The sequence below is a fragment of the Streptomyces rugosispiralis genome (genome assembly GCF_024505145.1).
GTDB classification, from domain to species: Bacteria; Actinomycetota; Actinomycetes; order Streptomycetales; family Streptomycetaceae; genus Streptomyces; species Streptomyces rugosispiralis.
The window spans coordinates 103,672-120,719 of record NZ_JANIAA010000019.1 but is presented as its reverse complement, the minus strand read 5'-3'; the positions used below and the strand labels follow the sequence as shown (position 1 = coordinate 120,719).

The window sequence follows — 17,048 nt, the reverse complement described above, 5'->3', positions numbered from 1 at the left end:
TTTGACGGCTCGTCCGGATACCTGATTCGGTGCCCGTACACCTCGAAGGTGTGCGGGCACCGCCATGTCCGGACATGAGTCCGCAGTGTAAATTTCACGCCCATGACGTGAACGCGCCCTTGTGCGCGCCCGGTGGTGATGGGAATACTCGACGGCGCAAATTGGCATGGACGCGCCCCCAGGTGGGGAGAAGCGCTATGCCGTTACGCCCTCCGGGCCCCTGGCACCCCACTGCCGACGGGCCCAACCCCCCACTGGAAGGCAGAGAGTTGAAGCACCGCCGCATACCCAAGCGTCGTGTCGCCATCGCCGGAGCCGGCATAGCGGCCCTGGTCGCCACGGGCATCACCCTGCAAAGCGCCAACGCCGCCCCCGGTGAGCCCCAGCCCGATACCCTCTCGGTCGGCGCCGCCGGAAAGCTCGCCAATACGCTCACCTCCTCGCTCAAGAGCGACACGGCGGGTTCGTACTACGACGCCAAGGCCAAGAAGCTCGTCGTCAACGTGGTCAACAAGGGCGTCGTGGACAAGGTCCGGGAGGCCGGGGCCGAGGCCAAGGTGGTCACGAACACCCTGGCCGAGCTGAGCAAGGCGCGTGAGACGCTGAAGCAGAAGGCCACCATCCCCGGCACCTCGTGGTCGGTGGACCCCAGAAGCAACAAGGTCGTCGTCACCGCGGACAGCTCCGTCAAGGGCACCCGCATGGCCACCCTCAACAAGGTCGCCGACGCGCTCGGCGACAAGGTCGAGGTGAAGCGCTCGGCCGGGAAGTTCTCCACCTTCATCGCCGGTGGCGACGCCATCTGGGGTGACGGTGGGCGCTGCTCGCTCGGGTTCAACGTCGTCAAGGGCGGCCAGCCGTACTTCCTGACCGCCGGTCACTGCACCGAGGCCATCAGCAGCTGGTCGGACTCGCAGGGCGGTGAGGAGATCGGGACCAACGAGGGCAGCGAGTTCCCCGGTAACGACTACGGCCTGGTCAAGTACACCAAGGACACCGACCACCCGAGCGCGGTCGACCTCTACAACGGCAGCTCCCAGGAGATCACCAAGGCCGGTGACGCCACCGTCGGCCAGAAGGTGCAGCGCAGCGGCTCCACCACCCAGGTGCACGACGGCGAGGTCACCGGCCTCAACGCGACCGTCAACTACCAGGAGGGGTCGGTCGAGGGGCTGATCCAGACCAACGTCTGCGCCGAGCCCGGCGACAGCGGCGGCGCGCTCTTCGCGGGCGACACGGCGCTGGGTCTGACCTCCGGCGGCAGCGGTGACTGCTCCTCGGGCGGCGAGACCTTCTTCCAGCCGGTGCCGGAGGCGCTGCAGGCGTTCGGCGCCGAGATCGGCTGACCTGGCCGATCTGGCCGATCTGGCCGATCTGGCTGCTCTGGCTGCTCTGGCCGACCTGGCCGATCTGGCTCACCCGGTGAGCGGTTCGCTTCCGCGGTCCGCTCCCGTGTGAACGGAGGCAGGCCCCCGGACACCCGTGGACGGTGTCCGGGGGCCTTCCCCTTTTCCGGTCAGGTCATCTTTCCGGTCAGGCCATCAGAACTCGAAGACCGTCGTCGGGGCCGCGCTCTTGAAGCAGTTGTTCGCGAAGGTGTGCTCGTACGACACCCGGCGGCCGTCCCAGATCCCCTCGGCGGTGACGGTGATGGGGTGCCACTCCTTGGTGCACACCCGGCCGGCCTCCGCCCCGGTCCGCAGCTGGCCGAACATGCCGCCCACGGAGCGGAGTTCGGCGCATGCCCGAGTGGGGGCCGGGTGGGTACCGGTGGGGGTGGGGCGACAGCTCAGAGTCACCGCACGCTGGACCTCGGTGGTGGCCGCGTCGGGCCCCCAGCCGACGGTCAGGACCAGCGCGGACGGCGGATACAGGCTCTGCGGCTTGGCGGGCGCGGCGTGCGCCGCGCCGCTCGTGCCGATCCCCAGCACGGCGCTCACGGCCAGTGCGGCTCCCAGCCCGATCGCCCCAGTCGTCTTCCGCATTTCGAACACTCCCTTGCTCGTCGTTGCAGATACCGGACGGAGTTCTACGCGGTGCGCGTCAGGAACGCACGTCGATCGAGCACTTCCGGTCGCTACAAGTAGTCGTTCGGTGGCTTATTGTCGCGTGCGGTGGATGTCCGGGCATGGAACGCCGCGTGGCGACCGGGTGCGCGGCGCCGCGCGCATTGCGCCCCTCGGAGGGCTCCGTCCGCCGTCTCGCGCTCCTGCGGATGGCGTGCTCAGCGAGGTGCCCTAGGCGCTCAAATCGATTCAAGTGCGCTCAGGTGAGCAAGATCGAGTGATGTTCGTGATGCCTCTGGGGTGAGGGCTGTCGGGTGTCGCGCCAGGGCGAGAACCTGCCAGGGCAAGCCGACCGGTGGAGTGGGGTCGGAGCCCGGAATCCGCGGCTCCCTCGGGGCCGTCCCAGGGGGCGTCCGGCGGACCACGCGGCGGAGCCGCGTATCGACGCTTGCCCCTCCCCGCCCTCTCCCGAAACTGGGGCTTCGCCCCAGACCCCCGCCCCCGGGGTCGATGCCCCGGCGCCCCGGGGGTCCAGGGGCGAAGCCCCTGGTATTCGGGAAGGGGCGGGAGAGGAGCGGCCCGCCGCAGGCGTCAAGGCCCGTCGGACCCCTGGCCGCTCTGGCCCAGCTCCCCGCTCAGGGGTCCGGTCCGGCTTCCCCAGCCGTAGCCGCGCGCCGCGCGCAACCGCACCACCAGCCGTCGCTCGGCCACCATCGCCGCGCGGAACTCCTCCCAGTCCGGATGGTCGCCCTGGATCGCGCGGTAGACCTCCACCAGCTCATCGGCGGTGGAGTCATGGGGGTCGGCGGCGACCGGCGTCAGCTCGGCATCGCCCTCGGCCACCAGATAGGAGTAGTGGTCCGCGCTGGTGACGTAGAAGCTCGCGCGCGGATCGCGGCGCAGATTGCGGGTCTTGGCGCGGTCGTCGGTGACGGAGATCCGGATGAGGCGCGTCGCGGGGTCATAGGTGAAGGCGACGTTGGACAGCTGTGGCCGTCCGTCCCGCTTGAGGGTGACGAGCGCGCCGGTGCGCTGCTCCCGTAGCAGATCGAGCAGGGATCCCTCCGTCATGGTGATCAGCATACGCACGGGTCGGTGGCCCGCCTACCGATTCGACCCACCGGCTTCCGCGTGCCGCGTTCGCAAGGCGACACGCGGGATTAACGGGCGTTTTGGGTGCTTATGGTGGAGAGAGAGGTGCCCTCGAAGCCGACTCGCACGCGTGTTCGAGAATGGGGTTATGGTGGGGCGTGGGACATGCGGGGTCGGTCAGGGGGTGTGAGCAGCGGGAGGTGCGGATGCCAGGCTTCACGCATCTGCACACCGCGTCCGGGTTCTCCATGCGGTACGGGGCCGCGCACCCGGAGCGGCTGGCGCGGCGTGCCGCCGAGCGCGGTATGGACGCGATCGCGCTGACCGACCGCGACAGCCTCGCCGGAGCGGTGCGGTTCGCCCGGGCGTGTGAGCGCGCGGGGGTGCGGCCGCTGTTCGGGGTGGACCTCGCCGTACGGGAGGAGGTCCCGGAGCCGGGGCGCACCGCCCGGCGCCGTACCCCGGTGCGCGGCGGGGCCTTCATCGACGAGTCCGCGCCCCGGGTGGTCTTCCTCGCCCGGGACGGCGCGCCCGGCTGGGCCGCGCTGTGCGGGCTGGTCTCCGCCGCCCACGCCGGGCTCGCCCACCCCGGAACCGCCCGGACGAACGGCGCGGGCCCGCCCCTGCTGCACTGGCGCGATCTGGTGAGCGACCCCGGCGCGCTCGCCCCGCTGACCGCGCTGCTCGGCCCGGACTCCGACGTCGGCCGGGCCCTGGCCGCCGGGCGCCCCGACCGGGCCGCCCGGCTGATCGCCCCCTGGCGCGAACTCTTCGGCGACGCGCTGCGGCTGGAGGCCGTATGGCACGGCCGCACCGGCACCGGTCCGGGCTCGCTGCGGCTCGCCGCCCGCACCGTCGGCTTCGCCGCCGAGCAGGGCGTCCCGGCCGTGCTGAGCAACGCCGTGCGCTACGCCGACCCGGAGGAGGGGCCGGTCGCCGACGTCCTGGACGCGGCCCGCCGGCTCGTCCCCATCGACCCGCGCGCCCCGGGGGCGCTCGACAGCGGTGAGCGCTGGCTCAAGGGCCCCGGGGACATGGCGAAGGCGGCCGAGCGGATCGTGGAGGCGGCCGGGATGCGGCGGGACGCCGCGCACCGGCTGCTGGAGGAGACCCGGCGCACCGCCGCCGAGTGCCTGGTCGACCCCGAGGACCACATCGGCCTGGGCAGCGTCCACTTCCCCGAGCCCCGGCTGGTCGGGGCCGGGCGGCGGAGCGCCGAGCGGGTGCTGCGGTCGCGCTGCGCCGCCGCCATGGTGCTGCGGGGGTACGACCGCGACCGGGTGCGCTGGGAGCGGCTGGAGGACGAGCTGCGCACCATCGAACGGCTCGGCTTCGCCTCGTACTTCCTCACCGTCGCGCAGGTCGTCGACGACACCCGGGAGCTGGGTATCCGGGTGGCCGCCCGGGGCTCCGGCGCCGGATCCTTCGTCAACCATCTGCTGGGCATCGCCCATGCCGACCCCGTGGCCAACGGCCTGCTGATGGAGCGCTTCCTGTCGGTGCGGCGGGCCGCGCTGCCCGATATCGACATCGATGTGGAGTCGGCGCGCCGGCTCGACGTCTATCGCGCGATCTTCGAGCGGTTCGGGCCGGAGCGGGTCGCGACCGTCTCGATGCCCGAGACCTACCGGGTGCGCCACGCCGTACGGGACGTGGGCGCGGCGCTCGGCATGGACCCGGCCGAGGTGGACCGGCTCGCCAAGTCCTTCCCGCACATCCGCGCCCGCGATGCCCGCGCGGCGCTCGCGGAACTGCCCGAGCTGCGGGAGCTACGAGAGGCGACCGCCGAGCAGGAACGTTTCGGCAGGTTCTGGGAGCTGGTCGAGGCGCTCGACGGGCTGCCCCGCGGCATCGCCATGCACCCCTGTGGGGTGCTGCTCTCGGACGCCGGGCTGCTGGCCCGTACGCCCATCGTGCCGACCAGCGGCGAGGGCTTCCCCATGTCGCAGTTCGACAAGGACGACGTGGAGGAGCTCGGACTGCTCAAGCTGGATGTCCTCGGGGTGCGGATGCAGTCCGCGATGGCGCACGCGGTCGCCGAGATCCGGCGGGCCACCGGGCGGGTCGTGGACATCGACGACCCCGGACAGGTCCGGCCCGGCGATTCGGCCACCTACGACCTGATCCGCTCCACCGAGACCCTCGGCTGCTTCCAGATCGAATCGCCCGGCCAGCGCGATCTGCTCGGCAGGCTGCAGCCCACCTCCTTCCACGATCTCGTGGTCGACATATCGCTTTTCCGGCCCGGCCCGGTCGCCGCCGACATGGTCCGGCCCTTCATCGACGCCCGGCACGGCCGCAAGCCCCCGCGCTATCCGCACCCGGACCTGGAGGACGCGCTGCGCGAGACGTACGGGGTCGTGGTCTTCCATGAGCAGATCATCAAGATCGTGTCGATCATGACCGGATGTGAACGGGACCTCGCCGACGAGGCGCGGCGCGCCCTGTCCGACCCCGAGCGGCAGGGGCGGGTGCGGGCCTGGTTCCACGCGGAGGCGGAGAAGCGGGGCTATCCGCCGGAGGTGCTGGCGCGAACCTGGGAGATCGTCGAGGCGTTCGGCTCGTACGGCTTCTGCAAGGCGCACGCCGTCGCCTTCGCGGTCCCGACGTATCAGTCCGCCTGGCTCAAGGCGCACCATCCGGCCGCCTTCTACGCCGGGCTGCTCACCCATGACCCCGGGATGTACCCGAAGCGGCTGCTGCTGGCGGACGCGCGGCGGCGCGGGGTGCCGATCCTGCCGCTGGATGTGAACCGATCGGGCGCCGCCTATCGAATCGAACTGACGTCTGGTGATTCTCATGACAGTCGTGATAAACGTGACGGCCGCCATAAGGAGGACGTCGGTGTCCGGCTGGCGCTGAGCGACGTCCATGGCATCAGCGAGGCCGAGACCGAGCGGATCGCGGCCGGGCAGCCGTACTCCTCGCTCCAGGACCTGTGGCTGCGCGCCCACCCCGGGCGGCCGGTCGCCGAACGGCTGGCCCAGGTCGGCGCGTTGGACACGTTCGGCGCGAGCCGCCGCGATCTGCTGCTGCAGATCGCCGAGCTGCACCGGCAGCAGCGGGGCGCCGCCGCCCGGCATAACGCGGAGGGTCAGCTTCCGCTGGCCGAAACCGGCCCCGCCGCCCCCGCCGGGCTCCCCGACCTCGACGCGAACGAACGCCTCGGCGCCGAACTCGGCATCCTCGGCATGGACGTCTCCCGCCATCTGATGGGCGACCACCGGGACTTCCTGGAGGAGCTGGGCGCGATCCCCGCGAAGCGGCTGCGCGACGCGCCGCACGGGGAGGTCGTGCTCGTCGCCGGCGCCAAGGCCGCCACCCAGACCCCGCCGATCCGCTCCGGGCGCCGGGTCATCTTCACCACGCTCGACGACGGCACGGGGCTGGTCGACTGCGCCTTCTTCGACGACAGCCACGCGGCGTGCGCGCACACCGTCTTCCACTCCTGGCTGCTGCTCGTCCGCGGCGTGGTCCAGCGGCGCGGCCCGCGCAGCCTCAGCATCGTCGGCTCGGCCGTGTGGAACCTCGCCGAACTGGCCCGGCTCAGGGAGGAGGGCGGCCTCGCGGCGGTCGCCGCCGAACTGGCGGGGGCGGGCCCGGAGACGGCCGAGGCGGACTCCGGCCGCCGCATCGAGATGTCCACCGGCTACGCCATGCACCCCTGGGCCGACCTCCGGCCCGCGGGCGACCAGGCCGCCACCGGCCGCAAACTGTGGCACTCCAGCCCGGGGAGCGCGGGATGACCGCCGGCCGGCCCCCCTTCCCGACCCGCCTGATGGACATGGCCCTGCCGGGCGGCGGCCGGGCCGTGGGCCCGGAGCGGGTGGGCGAGGTGCCGCATGTGCTGTACGTGCGGTTCCACCCCGTGCCCGGGGAGGACGTCTACCAGGGGCACCCCGTGCCCGGGGAGGACGTCTACCAGGGGCTGCTCACCCTGCTCGGCGAGCTGACGCCGGTCGTCGAGGCGCTGCCGCCCGATGCCGCGCTCGCGGATGTGCGGGGCGCGCTGCGGTACTTCGGGCGGGACGCGGCGGGGCTGGCCGAGATCGTACGGGTCCGGGCACTGGCCCGGTACGGCGTGGACTGCACCGTCGGCGTCGCCGCCAACCCCCTGCTCGCGCGCATGGCCGCCCACGAGGCCCAGGAGACCCGGGGCGCTCAGGGCGCTCCTGAGTCCGGCGCGGTCCGTACCGTTCCCGGCGATCCGGACGCCGTCGCCGCGTTCCTGGCCCGTAAGCCGGCCATCGCCCTGCCCGGGGTGGGGCCCGCGACCGCGCGCACCCTGAGCACGTACGGGCTGGACAGCGCCGCGCGGATCGCCGCCGCGCCGCTGTCCACCCTCCAGCGGATCCTCGGCGCGGCGACCGCGCGCCGCGTCCACGCCTGGGCGCGCGGGATCGACCCGGCGCCGGTCACCCCGAACGCCCCCGCCCGTGCGATGGGCGCCGAACACCGCTTCCGCCGCGACGAGTTGGACCCCGTCCGCCGTCGCCGCGCGCTGCTCACCCTCGCCGACGGGCTCGGCGTCCGGCTGCGGACGAGCGGGCAGGTGGCGGCCGCGATCAGCCTCACCGTCCGCTACGCCGACCGCTCCACGACCACCCGCACCCGCACCCTGACCGAGCCGACCGCCCACACCCCGGCGCTGACCGCCGTCGCGTACGCGCTGCATGACGCGCTCGGGCTGCAGCGGGCCCGGGTGCGGTCCGTGGCGCTGCGCGTCGAGGGGCTGACGGACGCCGGACTCGCCTCCCACCAGCTGACGTTCGACCCCGCGGACGAGAAGTCACGCCGGTTGGAGGCCGCCGCCGACCGGGCCCGCGCCCGCTTCGGCGTCTCCGCGGTCCGGCCCGCCGGGTTCCTCGACGTCGCGTAGGCCGCGGATCCCACCAGTCCCACTGGTTTTCCCACTTCGCGTAACCCGGTGCATTCCTGGACGTCTCGTGAAAATCGCGTGGACATTCCTTCACTGACGAATGGCTGGATGGCTTTGCTACTCGCGCGTAATTTCGAGTGAGCGCACCACTCTTGTGATCCGGATCGCAGGGCGCAGCGCAAGCGCACCGTCAGCGCAACTCTCTCCCCCACCAGCGAGGAGTTCATGTGATGCTGCCCTGGAGGCGTATCCGGCGCATCCGGAAGACCAAGACCCGCACCTTACTGCCCGCCCTGGCCCTCGCGGTCGCGGCGACCGCGGCCACCCCCACCGCCGCGCTCGCCACGGACACCGCGTCGGAGGCGGTGAGCAGCGGCTGGAACAACTACTCCTGCAAGCCCTCGGCCCAACACCCCCGCCCCGTCGTCTTGGTGCACGGCACCTTCGGCAACTCCGTCGACAACTGGCTGGGCTTCGCCCCCTACCTGGTCCAGCGGGGTTACTGCGTCTTCTCCCTCGACTACGGCCAACTGCCCCTCGTCCCGCTGTTCAATGGCCTGGGACCGGTCGACCGGTCCGCCAAGCAGCTGTCCGCCTATGTGGACCGGGTGCTCGCCGCCACCGGCGCCGCCAAGGTCGACATGGTCGGGCATTCGCAGGGCGGGATGATGCCCCGCTACTACCTCAAGTTCCTCGGTGGCGCGCCGAAGGTGAACGCCCTGGTCGGCATCGCCCCCACCAACCACGGAACCACCCTGTCCGGGCTGACGAAGCTGCTGGACTACTTCCCCGGGGCCGGCGACATCATCGCCAAGGGCGCCCCGGGGCTGATGGACCAGGTGGTCGGCTCGGACTTCCTGCGGCGGCTCAACGAGGGCGGCGACACCGTCCCCGGAGTGCGCTACACGGTCATCTCGACCAAGTACGACGAGGTCGCCACGCCCTACCGGGCGCAGTTCCTCTCCGGTCCGAACGTCAGGAACGTGGTGATCCAGGACCTGTGCGCGACCGACATCTCCGAGCACCTGACCATCGGGCTGACCGACGGTCTGGCGTTCCACGAGGCCGTCAACGCCCTCGATCCGGAACACGCCACGCCGACGACGTGTGCGTCGGACGACTGAGGTTGACAGCGAGTGGATGAAGCGCACGTCATAACGCGCCCTGCCTCGGTCCTTACAGGCAGGGCGCGTCGCCCGTCGTCGGGTCGGCCGGCCTCCGATTACTCGGCGACGAGCTCGACCTCGATGTTGCCCCGCGTCGCCTTGGAGTACGGGCACACCTGGTGCGCCTGCTCGACCAGCTTGCGGCCGGTCTCGTTCTCCAGCTCGTCCGGCAGCTCGACGCGCAGCGTCACCTTGAGCCCGAAGCCGTCGTCCGCCGCGTCCTTGCCGATGCCGACCTCGGCGGTGACGGAGATGTCCTTGGTGTCGACCTTGGCCTGGCGGCCGACGAGGCCGAGCGCGGACGCGAAACAGGCGGCGTAGCCCGCGGCGAACAGCTGCTCGGGGTTGGTGCCCTTGCCGTTGCCGCCGAGGGCGGGCGGCATGGCCAGCGGCAGGTCGAGCTGTCCGTCGGAGCTCACGGCCCGGCCGTCGCGTCCGTTGGCCGTGGCCACCGCGGTGTAGAGCGCGTCCATGAAGACCATCCCTTTCGTGTTCCGGCAGTCGGAGGGAGGTGGGGGCTCGGGGTGCCCCGCCTCCGGGCAGAAGTAGAGCACACAATTAAGTTGTGCACAACTAAAGGGTACGCTGGAGGCATGTCACACCAGTCCGACCGCACCACTGACAGCACCGCCGACCGCACCGCCGCCCCCGAGTCGCGGCCCTCCGGTGAGCTGCTCCGGCTCGATCGGCAGCTCTGCTTCACCCTGCACGCCGCCTCCCGCGCCTTCGACAGCCTCTACCGCCGGGTGCTGCGCGACACGGGGCTGACCTATCCGCAGTACCTGGCCATGCTGGTGCTCTGGGAGCACGGGGAGATGCCGGTCAAGCGGCTGGGGGAGTACCTGCGGCTGGACTCCGGCACCCTCTCGCCGCTGCTCAAGCGGATGCAGTCGGCCGGACTCGTCCAGCGCGAGCGCAGCGCGCACGACGAGCGCTCGGTGACGGTCCGGCTCACGGTGGAGGGGGAGGCGCTGAAGGGGCGCGCCCAGGGCGTACCCCTGGCGGCGATCGAGGCCAGCGGCCTCGGTCTGGAGGAGGCGGTGGATCTCCAGGCGCGGGTCCGGCGGCTGACGGCGGCCCTGGATGCGGCGCTGGCCGAGGAGGCGTGAGCGGGAACGCTTCAGGAGCGCTCCGCGAGGTGGCGATCAACGAGCTGCTCGAACGTGCGCGCCGCCGGCACGCTCCACCGAGCGGCTGACCGGCCGCCCCGGCCGTCCGTTCCGCCGCTGGGCCGCCGGCAACCTGGACTTCTTCCGCTGAAAGGCCGCTGAAAGGCCGCTGAAAAGCCGGTGGAGAGGTGAACCGCACCACATTCGGATCGATCACTCCGTAATTTTGTTGACGCTCGCGAGGTGCCGGAGTAGGAATTACGGCATGAACGATCCACAATTCATCGTGAGCGGCGCGCCCCGCCCTCGCACAGCGCCCGCCGACGGGCCCGGCGCCGGCCCCGCGACCCTGAGCCGGGCCACGGTGCTGCTGCTGGCCGTGGTGTGCGGCGCGGCGGTGGCGAACATCTACTACGCCCAGCCCTTGCTGCCCGTGATATCGCGGGCGCTCGGGGTGTCCCAGGGGGCCGGTGGCCTGGTGGTCACCGTCTCGCAGATCGGCTATGCGCTCTCGCTTGCGCTGCTGGTGCCCCTGGGGGACGTACTGGAAAGGCGCCGCCTGGTGACCGTGCTGCTGGGCCTGAGCGCCCTCGCGCTCCTCGGTGCGGCGGCGTCCCCGTCGCTGGGGCTGCTGCTCGCCGCGATCGCGGTGGTCGGGGCGACCTCGGCGGTGGCGCAGATCGTGGTGCCCATGGCCGCGTCGCTGGCGCCGGACCACCAGCGCGGATCGGCGGTGGGCACCGTGATGAGCGGGCTGCTGATCGGGATCATGATCGCGCGTACCGTCGCCGGGGTGCTCGCCCAGATCGGCGACTGGCGACTGGTGTTCGTCTTCGCCGCGGTCCTGATGGCGGCCCTGGCGGTCACCCTGCGGCTGGTCCTGCGCCCTGTTCCGCGGTCGGAGAGCAGCACCTACCCTCAACTGCTGCGCTCGGTGCTCGCGCTGGTGCGCGGCGAATCGCTGCTGCGCAGGCGCATGGCCCTGGCGGCGGTCGGCATGGGCTGCTTCACCGTGCTGTGGACCGCGTCGTCGTTCCTGCTGGCCGGCCCGCGGTACGAGTTCGGGCCCGCCGTCATCGGCCTGTTCGGCCTGGCCGGGGTCGTCGGAGCCGCCGCGGCGGCGAAGACCGGCCGGCTCGTCGACCGCGGACACGGCCGTCGGGTGACCACGGGCGGACTGGTCCTGCTGGCCGTGAGCTGGCCCGTGCTGGCCGTCGCCGGAGTGGGTGGGCCGAGCGGCGTGATCGCGCTGACCGTCGGCATCATCGTGCTCAACCTCGCCCAGCAGTCCCTGTTGATCAGCCACCAGAGCGCGATCTACCGCCGGGTCCCGCACGCTCGAAGCCGCGTGACGACGGCCCTCATGGTGTCCGCGTTCGCCGGGGCCACCGTCGCCTCGGCGCTGACCGCGGCGCTGTACCCGCTCGTGGGGTGGCTGGGCGTGAGCGCGCTCGGCCTGGTCATCGCGCTGGCCGGGGCCGGGATCTGGATCCTGGAGCTGGTCCACCCCAGCCCCGCCGAACCGCTGGCTGAACCGCTGGCCGAACCACCGGCCGCCCCGTCGGCGGCCGTGCGGCACCCGGTGGGCGCGGGCGTCGACCGGGGCGCGGGCGTCGACCGCGGCCGGGCGGCGAGGAGCGCGCCGTGAGCGGACCACCCACCACCCCGTACGGCACACACGAACACGAAAGGCACGACCCCGTGGCACGGCATGAGCGGCACCCCACGACGAAAAGCGTCGAAGGCGGCGACGACTCGGGATTCCGGCTCCCCGCCATCTGGACACGCACCCTGGGCGAACTCACCTTGAGCTACGTTCCCGACGCGGGCGTCGACATGATCCCGACCCGGGTCTACCCGGCCTCCGTCGAGGAGGACTGGCACGCGCACCGCACGCATATGACCGAGGCGGGCCACCTGCCCATGGGGTGCGGTGCGCTGCTCGTCGAGCGGGGCGGCGGCCGCCTGCTCATCGACGCAGGTCATGGCCGCATATCGGGCGAGGACCCGGAACACTTCCAGCACGCCTTCGGCCATGTACGGGACCTGCCCGGGTCGCTGGCGACGCTCGGCGTGGACCCGGCCGAGCTGGAGACGGTGGCCTTCACCCACTTCCACGGCGACCACACCGGGTGGGCCCGGCCCGACGCGGTCGAGGATCCGCGGAGCCTCTTCACCAAAGCGCGCTGGATGGTCGGCAAGGGCGAACTGGAGAGCGTCCCGCCGGGGACCGGCCCGATACTGGCCGGCCAGGACGAACGCACCGTGGTCGTGGCCGACGGGACCGAGATCGCGTACGGCGTCCGCGCGTGGTCCCTTCCCGGGCACACCCCCGGGCACACCGCCTGGATCCTCGACACCGGCGACGGCCGGGAGGTCGTGGCCTTCGGCGACGCCATGCACTCACCGGTCCAGGTCCAGCACCCGGACTGGGAAGTCGTTCTCGACACCGACCGGAGCGAGGCCGAACGGTCACGGCGCCGGCTCGTGGAGTACCTGGCCCGGGACGGGGTCTACGGCTTCGGTGTCCACTTCGCCGACCAGCAGCTGGGAACCGTCGACGGCTCCGGCCGCTGGCGCCCCTGGAGCGACGGGACAGATGCTTCCTCATCCGGCGTCCCCGCCCGCTAAACTGGACTGATCGTTCCTTTATGGAGGAGGTATGCCGTGTCCCCCGCCGGCCGCCCCCGCGCCTTCGTCATCGAGGGCGTCCTGGAAGCCGCGATGCGGCTGTTCTGGGAGCAGGGCTATGAAGCGACATCGATGGCCCAGCTCCGGGAGGCCACCGGCCTGTCCTCGGCAAGCCTGTACGGTGCGTTCGGTTCGAAACAGGGTCTGTTCGAGCGGGCGGTGGAGCACTACCTCGCCGGGCCGGGCAGCGTCACCGACGTCATCGCCGACGAAGCCCTGAGCCCGCGCGAGGCCGTCGCCCGGATGCTGCACGGATCCATCGACATGCAGACCGACACCTCCCACCCGCGCGGCTGCCTGGTAGCCCTGTCGGGCATCGTCCGGGCGCCCGGGGACGACGATGCCGCGGTGCGCCGCACGATCGCGGCGCGCCGTGCGATGGACCGGGCACGCATCAGAGCGTGCGTCGTCCGTGGCGTCGCGACGGGGGAACTCGCCGGAGAAACCGACGTGGACGGTTTCACATCCATGATCCACGGCTTCCTGCTCGGCGTCTCCACTCAGGTGTGCGACGGCACGCCCGCCCGGGATCTGCATGCCGCGGCGGACGCCGCCCTCGCCGCCTGGCACGCACCGTCCGCGCGGGCGGCCGGCGCGCGGGCGGCCGACGCGCGGGCGGCCGGCGTGTAGGCGAGCCGGTCCCGGGGAGTGCCGTCATCCCCCCGGAACCGACTCAGTCCGATCGGCCGCCGCGGACGCCTACGGCGGCGGCAGCAGCGGCGCCCCAGGGCCTCAGCCGCGGCCGCGGCGTACGGTCTTGCGGCGGTTGGCGACGGCGAACAGCACGGCCGCGCCGGCGGCGAGGACCGCGGCGCCGCCGATGGCCATGGGGCCGGTGGATCCGTCGCCGCCGGTCTCGGCGAGGCGCTGCCCGTCGGCGGCGCTGCCGCTCTGTGAGTCCTGTGAGTCCTGCGAGCCCTCCGGCCCGCTGCTCGCGGCCAGGACCTCGGCGTTCTTGGCCTCGGGGTGGTCCCCCTCCGTGCCCTTCTCGTCCGCCGCCTCCGCCGCCTCCGCCGCCTCCGGCTGGTGGTTGGCCTCGGCGCCGCTGTCACCGCCGTGGCCGTGGTGATCGACCGTGGACTTCTCGGCGCCCGCCGCTATCTGGGCGTCATCGGGCGCGGTGGCGGTGGGTGCGGAACCCGCCTTCGTCCCGGCGCCCTTGGCCGCGGCGGCCCCTCCGCCGAAGGTCACGTCCGAGCAGGTGTAGAACGCCTCCGGGCTGTCCGAGCGCTGCCAGACGCTGTAGATCAGATGGCGGCCCGACTTGCCCGGCACCTTCCCCGAGAAGACGTAACTCCCGTCCTTCAGTGTGGGGTCGGTGACCTTGGCGAACGGCTCAGCCTCCAGGTCCGCCCAGGTCAGCGGCTTCGTCGGGTCGTAGCCGTCCTTGGTGATGTACAGCTCGAAGCTGCCCCGGTGGGGCGCGGTGGCCCGGTAGGCGAAGGTGTGCTCACCGGCCGTCATGGCGGTGGCGGGCCAGTCGGCGCGCGGCAGGTCCAGGCCCTTGTACTTGTCGCGGCCCGCGCTGCACAGCTTTCCGTCCGGGATGATCTGCTTGTGGCGCCCGGCGGCGTCCGGGATGTTGACCTCGTTCCAGTCGTAGAGCGCCTGGGTGCCGCCCGCCTGCACGGCCGCCTTGCAGGCCGCCGAGTCCGGGCTCTCCGGCCCCTCCGCGAAACACGCCGACACCCGGCTGACCGGGTCCGTCATCGAACCGTGCGCGGCGGCCGGGTCCGCGCTCAGCGCGGTGAGGGCGAGCGGAACCATGCCGAGCACGGCGATGCGGGCGGTTCTACGGGAGACGGTCGCACGAGCGGTCATCGTCGGGGACTCCTTCGGTGGGGGGACCGGTGGGGGTGACCGGTGGGGGGTGACGCGCAGCACGCTAGCCCCGCCCAGGGGCCTCCTCACCGGTCTTATGGCGCCGTTAAGGAGCAGCTCAGGCGGAGCTGAGACTGGGCGGGCCGCGGCGACACCCGAGGTGATCCACCAGAGGTGATCGCCGATGATTGCGGGGGGTCGATGGCGTGGAAGGGTGACACATATGACCGGTACGAACTCGCCCCGCGCCACGGGCGCCACGGGCGCCCCCCGCGCCTCCCGCCCGTCGGCCCGTGAGCTGATCGAGGCCATCGTCGACCCCGGCGGCTGGCACGGCTGGGACGAACCGGTGGAGATCACGACGGACGACCCCGAGTACCGGGCCGACCTGGAACGGGCACGGGAGCGCACCGGGCTGGACGAGTCGGTCATCACCGGTGAGGGCCGTATCGAGGGGCGCAGGGTGGCGCTGATCGCCTGCGAGTTCCGCTTCCTGGCGGGTTCGATAGGCGTCGCCGCGGGGGAGCGGCTGGTACGGGCCGTGGAGCGGGCCACGGCGGAGCGGCTGCCGCTGCTGGCGGCACCGGCGTCGGGCGGCACCCGGATGCAGGAGGGTACGGTCGCGTTCCTGCAGATGGTGAAGGTGGCCGCGGCGATCACGGACCACAAGGCCGCGGGCCTGCCGTACCTGGTCCACCTCCGCCACCCCACCACCGGCGGCGTCCTCGCCTCCTGGGGCTCCCTGGGCCACGTCACCGCCGCCGAGCCGGGCGCCCTCATCGGCTTCATGGGCCCACGGGTGCACGAGGCCCTGTACGGCGAGGAGTTCCCGCCCGGCGTCCAGAACGCCGAGAACCTGATGAACCACGGCCTGATCGACGCGGTCCTCCCGCACAGTCGCCTGTCGGGCGTGGCGGCACGAGTGCTGAGGGTGCTCTGCGCGGGCACCCCCGCCCCGGCCTCCGGCCCCGGGCCGGTGGCGGGGGAGCACGGGCGGCGTGGGGGTGCCGTGTCCGGGCCCGCCGCGGCGGGCGCCGGGGCCGGGGCCGCCGAGGCGGATCCCGGCGCGCCGGGTGACGTGCCCGGTGGCGGGGGATCGTCTGCCGGGGGCGGCAGTGAGCGTGGCGGTGCGGCCGGACCCGCCGGGGGTGTGTCGGCCGCCCGCGATCAGGCCGCGCTTGCCGCCTCTGCCGGGGCCGGTGGGGCGCCCGGGGGTGTGGAGGGCGGGGCCTCGGCCCCGGCCTCCGGCCCCGGGCCGGTGGCGGGGGAGCACGGGCGGCGTGGAGGTGCCGTGTCCGGGCCCGCCGAGGCGGGCGCCGCTGGTCGACCGGGGAGCGGCGCCTCCGCCGGGCTCGCCCCCGGTGGGGCACCGGAGGCGCCGGGCGGCTCCATGACATCCGCACCCGGGGCACCCTGGGCACCCGGGGCATCCGGGGTACCCGACGAGGACACGGAGGCCGTCGTGCCGTCTGCGGAAGTGTCGATACGGGCCTCCCGGCGGGTGGAGCGGCCCGGGGTGCGGGATTTGTTGCGGGTGGCCGCCGACGATGTGAGTCCGCTCAGCGGTACGGGGGCTGGTGAGCACGATCCCGGGTTGTTGCTCGCGCTCGCCCGGGTCGGGGGGACGCCCTGCGTCGTGCTCGGGCACAACCGGCGCAGCGCCCGTAAGGGCGAGACCGCCGAGGGGCCGGGGGAGGGGCAGGCGCTCGGGCCGGCCGGGCTGCGGACCGCGCGGCGCGGGATGCGGATCGCCGCCGAACTCGGGCTGCCGCTGCTCACCGTCATCGACACCGCGGGCGCCGCGCTCAGCCGCGAGGCCGAGGAGGGCGGGCTGGCGGCGGAGATAGCGCGGTGCCTCGCCGACATGGTGACCCTGCCCGCGCCCACCCTCTGTCTGCTGCTCGGCCAGGGCGCCGGTGGCGCAGCGCTCGCGCTGCTGCCCGCCGACCGGGTCGTGGCGGCGCGCCACGCCTGGCTGTCGCCGCTGCCGCCCGAGGGCGCGTCCGCGATCCTCCACCGCACCACCGAGCGGGCGTACGAGGTCGCCGCCCGCCAGGGCGTACGTTCCGCCGACCTCCTCGCCCAGGGCATCGTCGATCGCATCGTCGAGGAGGACGCCTCCGAGGCCGCGGAGGGCCCCGGGGCGCCCGATATCTTCCTCAGCCGCCTCGGCCAACTCCTCGGGGCCGAACTCGCCGCCCTCCGCGCCCAGGACCCGGACGAGCGGCTCGCCGCGCGTCGCGCCCGGCATCGCCGTATCGGGCTGCCCCGTTGACGCCGAGCG

The 17,048-nt window shown here is 72.9% G+C and carries 13 protein-coding genes; 9 read left to right on the top strand and 4 right to left on the bottom strand.

Annotation, left to right across the window (positions count from 1 at the left end; genetic code table 11):
* Positions 1-269: 269 nt before the first annotated feature.
* The gene (locus tag NP777_RS26090) at positions 270-1,346 is read left to right on the top strand and encodes a S1 family peptidase (protein ID WP_256652628.1); all 1,077 of its coding nucleotides are present in this window, start codon (positions 270-272) and stop codon (positions 1,344-1,346) included.
* A 195-nt stretch (positions 1,347-1,541) separates the two neighbouring features.
* Here NP777_RS26090 and NP777_RS26085 read toward each other — a convergent pair whose 3' ends face one another.
* Together NP777_RS26085 and NP777_RS26080 are read right to left on the bottom strand one after the other, a co-directional pair.
* The gene (locus NP777_RS26085) at positions 1,542-1,985 is read right to left on the bottom strand and encodes a subtilase-type protease inhibitor (RefSeq protein WP_256652627.1); all 444 of its coding nucleotides are present in this window, start codon (positions 1,983-1,985) and stop codon (positions 1,542-1,544) included.
* 612 nt (positions 1,986-2,597) lie between these two features.
* Positions 2,598-3,077: a PPOX class F420-dependent oxidoreductase gene (locus NP777_RS26080; protein ID WP_256652626.1), complete on the bottom strand. Its 480-nt coding sequence runs from the start codon at positions 3,075-3,077 to the stop codon at positions 2,598-2,600.
* Between the two features lie 227 nt (positions 3,078-3,304).
* On the opposite strand from NP777_RS26080, the gene NP777_RS26075 reads away from it, so the two are divergent.
* The 3 genes from NP777_RS26075 (at position 3,305) to NP777_RS26065 (ending at position 9,101) form a co-directional block, all read left to right on the top strand.
* Positions 3,305-6,844: a DNA polymerase III subunit alpha gene (locus NP777_RS26075; RefSeq protein WP_256652625.1), complete on the top strand. Its 3,540-nt coding sequence runs from the start codon at positions 3,305-3,307 to the stop codon at positions 6,842-6,844.
* Between the two features lie 38 nt (positions 6,845-6,882).
* A complete protein-coding gene (locus tag NP777_RS26070) occupies positions 6,883-7,977 on the top strand; it encodes a DNA polymerase Y family protein (protein WP_391858578.1) in 1,095 nt (364 codons plus the stop codon).
* 230 nt (positions 7,978-8,207) lie between these two features.
* Positions 8,208-9,101 (top strand): esterase/lipase family protein, encoded by an 894-nt coding sequence (locus NP777_RS26065; protein WP_256652623.1) that lies wholly within the window; start codon positions 8,208-8,210, stop codon positions 9,099-9,101.
* Positions 9,102-9,199: 98 nt separating this feature from the next.
* On the opposite strand, the gene NP777_RS26060 is transcribed toward NP777_RS26065, so the two are convergent.
* Positions 9,200-9,616: an organic hydroperoxide resistance protein gene (locus NP777_RS26060; RefSeq protein ID WP_305890128.1), complete on the bottom strand. Its 417-nt coding sequence runs from the start codon at positions 9,614-9,616 to the stop codon at positions 9,200-9,202.
* A 120-nt stretch (positions 9,617-9,736) separates the two neighbouring features.
* Between NP777_RS26060 and NP777_RS26055 the strand changes: the two genes are divergently transcribed.
* The 4 genes from NP777_RS26055 (at position 9,737) to NP777_RS26040 (ending at position 13,573) form a co-directional block, all read left to right on the top strand.
* Positions 9,737-10,252, top strand: coding sequence for a MarR family winged helix-turn-helix transcriptional regulator (locus NP777_RS26055; protein ID WP_256652621.1), 516 nt, complete (start codon positions 9,737-9,739; stop codon positions 10,250-10,252).
* Positions 10,253-10,517: 265 nt separating this feature from the next.
* A complete protein-coding gene (locus NP777_RS26050; protein ID WP_256652620.1) occupies positions 10,518-11,900 on the top strand; it encodes an MFS transporter in 1,383 nt (460 codons plus the stop codon).
* A complete protein-coding gene (locus NP777_RS26045) occupies positions 11,897-12,883 on the top strand; it encodes an MBL fold metallo-hydrolase (RefSeq protein ID WP_256652619.1) in 987 nt (328 codons plus the stop codon). The genes NP777_RS26050 and NP777_RS26045 overlap by 4 nt, the downstream gene beginning before the upstream one ends.
* 36 nt (positions 12,884-12,919) lie before the next feature.
* Positions 12,920-13,573, top strand: coding sequence for a TetR/AcrR family transcriptional regulator (locus tag NP777_RS26040; RefSeq protein WP_256652618.1), 654 nt, complete (start codon positions 12,920-12,922; stop codon positions 13,571-13,573).
* A 102-nt stretch (positions 13,574-13,675) separates the two neighbouring features.
* Here the strand turns inward: NP777_RS26040 and NP777_RS26035 are convergent, their stop codons facing one another.
* A complete protein-coding gene (locus NP777_RS26035) occupies positions 13,676-14,764 on the bottom strand; it encodes a lytic polysaccharide monooxygenase auxiliary activity family 9 protein (RefSeq protein WP_305890127.1) in 1,089 nt (362 codons plus the stop codon).
* 223 nt (positions 14,765-14,987) lie between these two features.
* Between NP777_RS26035 and NP777_RS26030 the strand changes: the two genes are divergently transcribed.
* The gene (locus tag NP777_RS26030) at positions 14,988-17,039 is read left to right on the top strand and encodes a carboxyl transferase domain-containing protein (protein WP_256652617.1); all 2,052 of its coding nucleotides are present in this window, start codon (positions 14,988-14,990) and stop codon (positions 17,037-17,039) included.
* Positions 17,040-17,048: the final 9 nt, after the last annotated feature.

Coding starts and splice junctions, on each gene's coding strand:
- NP777_RS26085 (WP_256652627.1), bottom strand. CDS start 1,985: ATGCGGAAGACGACTGGGGCGATCGGGCTGGGAGCCGCACTGGCCGTG.
- NP777_RS26080 (WP_256652626.1), bottom strand. CDS start 3,077: ATGACGGAGGGATCCCTGCTCGATCTGCTACGGGAGCAGCGCACCGGC.
- NP777_RS26075 (WP_256652625.1), top strand. CDS start 3,305: ATGCCAGGCTTCACGCATCTGCACACCGCGTCCGGGTTCTCCATGCGG.
- NP777_RS26070 (WP_391858578.1), top strand. CDS start 6,883: ATGGCCCTGCCGGGCGGCGGCCGGGCCGTGGGCCCGGAGCGGGTGGGC.
- NP777_RS26065 (WP_256652623.1), top strand. CDS start 8,208: ATGCTGCCCTGGAGGCGTATCCGGCGCATCCGGAAGACCAAGACCCGC.
- NP777_RS26060 (WP_305890128.1), bottom strand. CDS start 9,616: ATGGACGCGCTCTACACCGCGGTGGCCACGGCCAACGGACGCGACGGC.
- NP777_RS26055 (WP_256652621.1), top strand. CDS start 9,737: ATGTCACACCAGTCCGACCGCACCACTGACAGCACCGCCGACCGCACC.
- NP777_RS26050 (WP_256652620.1), top strand. CDS start 10,518: ATGAACGATCCACAATTCATCGTGAGCGGCGCGCCCCGCCCTCGCACA.
- NP777_RS26035 (WP_305890127.1), bottom strand. CDS start 14,764: ATGACCGCTCGTGCGACCGTCTCCCGTAGAACCGCCCGCATCGCCGTG.
- NP777_RS26030 (WP_256652617.1), top strand. CDS start 14,988: ATGACCGGTACGAACTCGCCCCGCGCCACGGGCGCCACGGGCGCCCCC.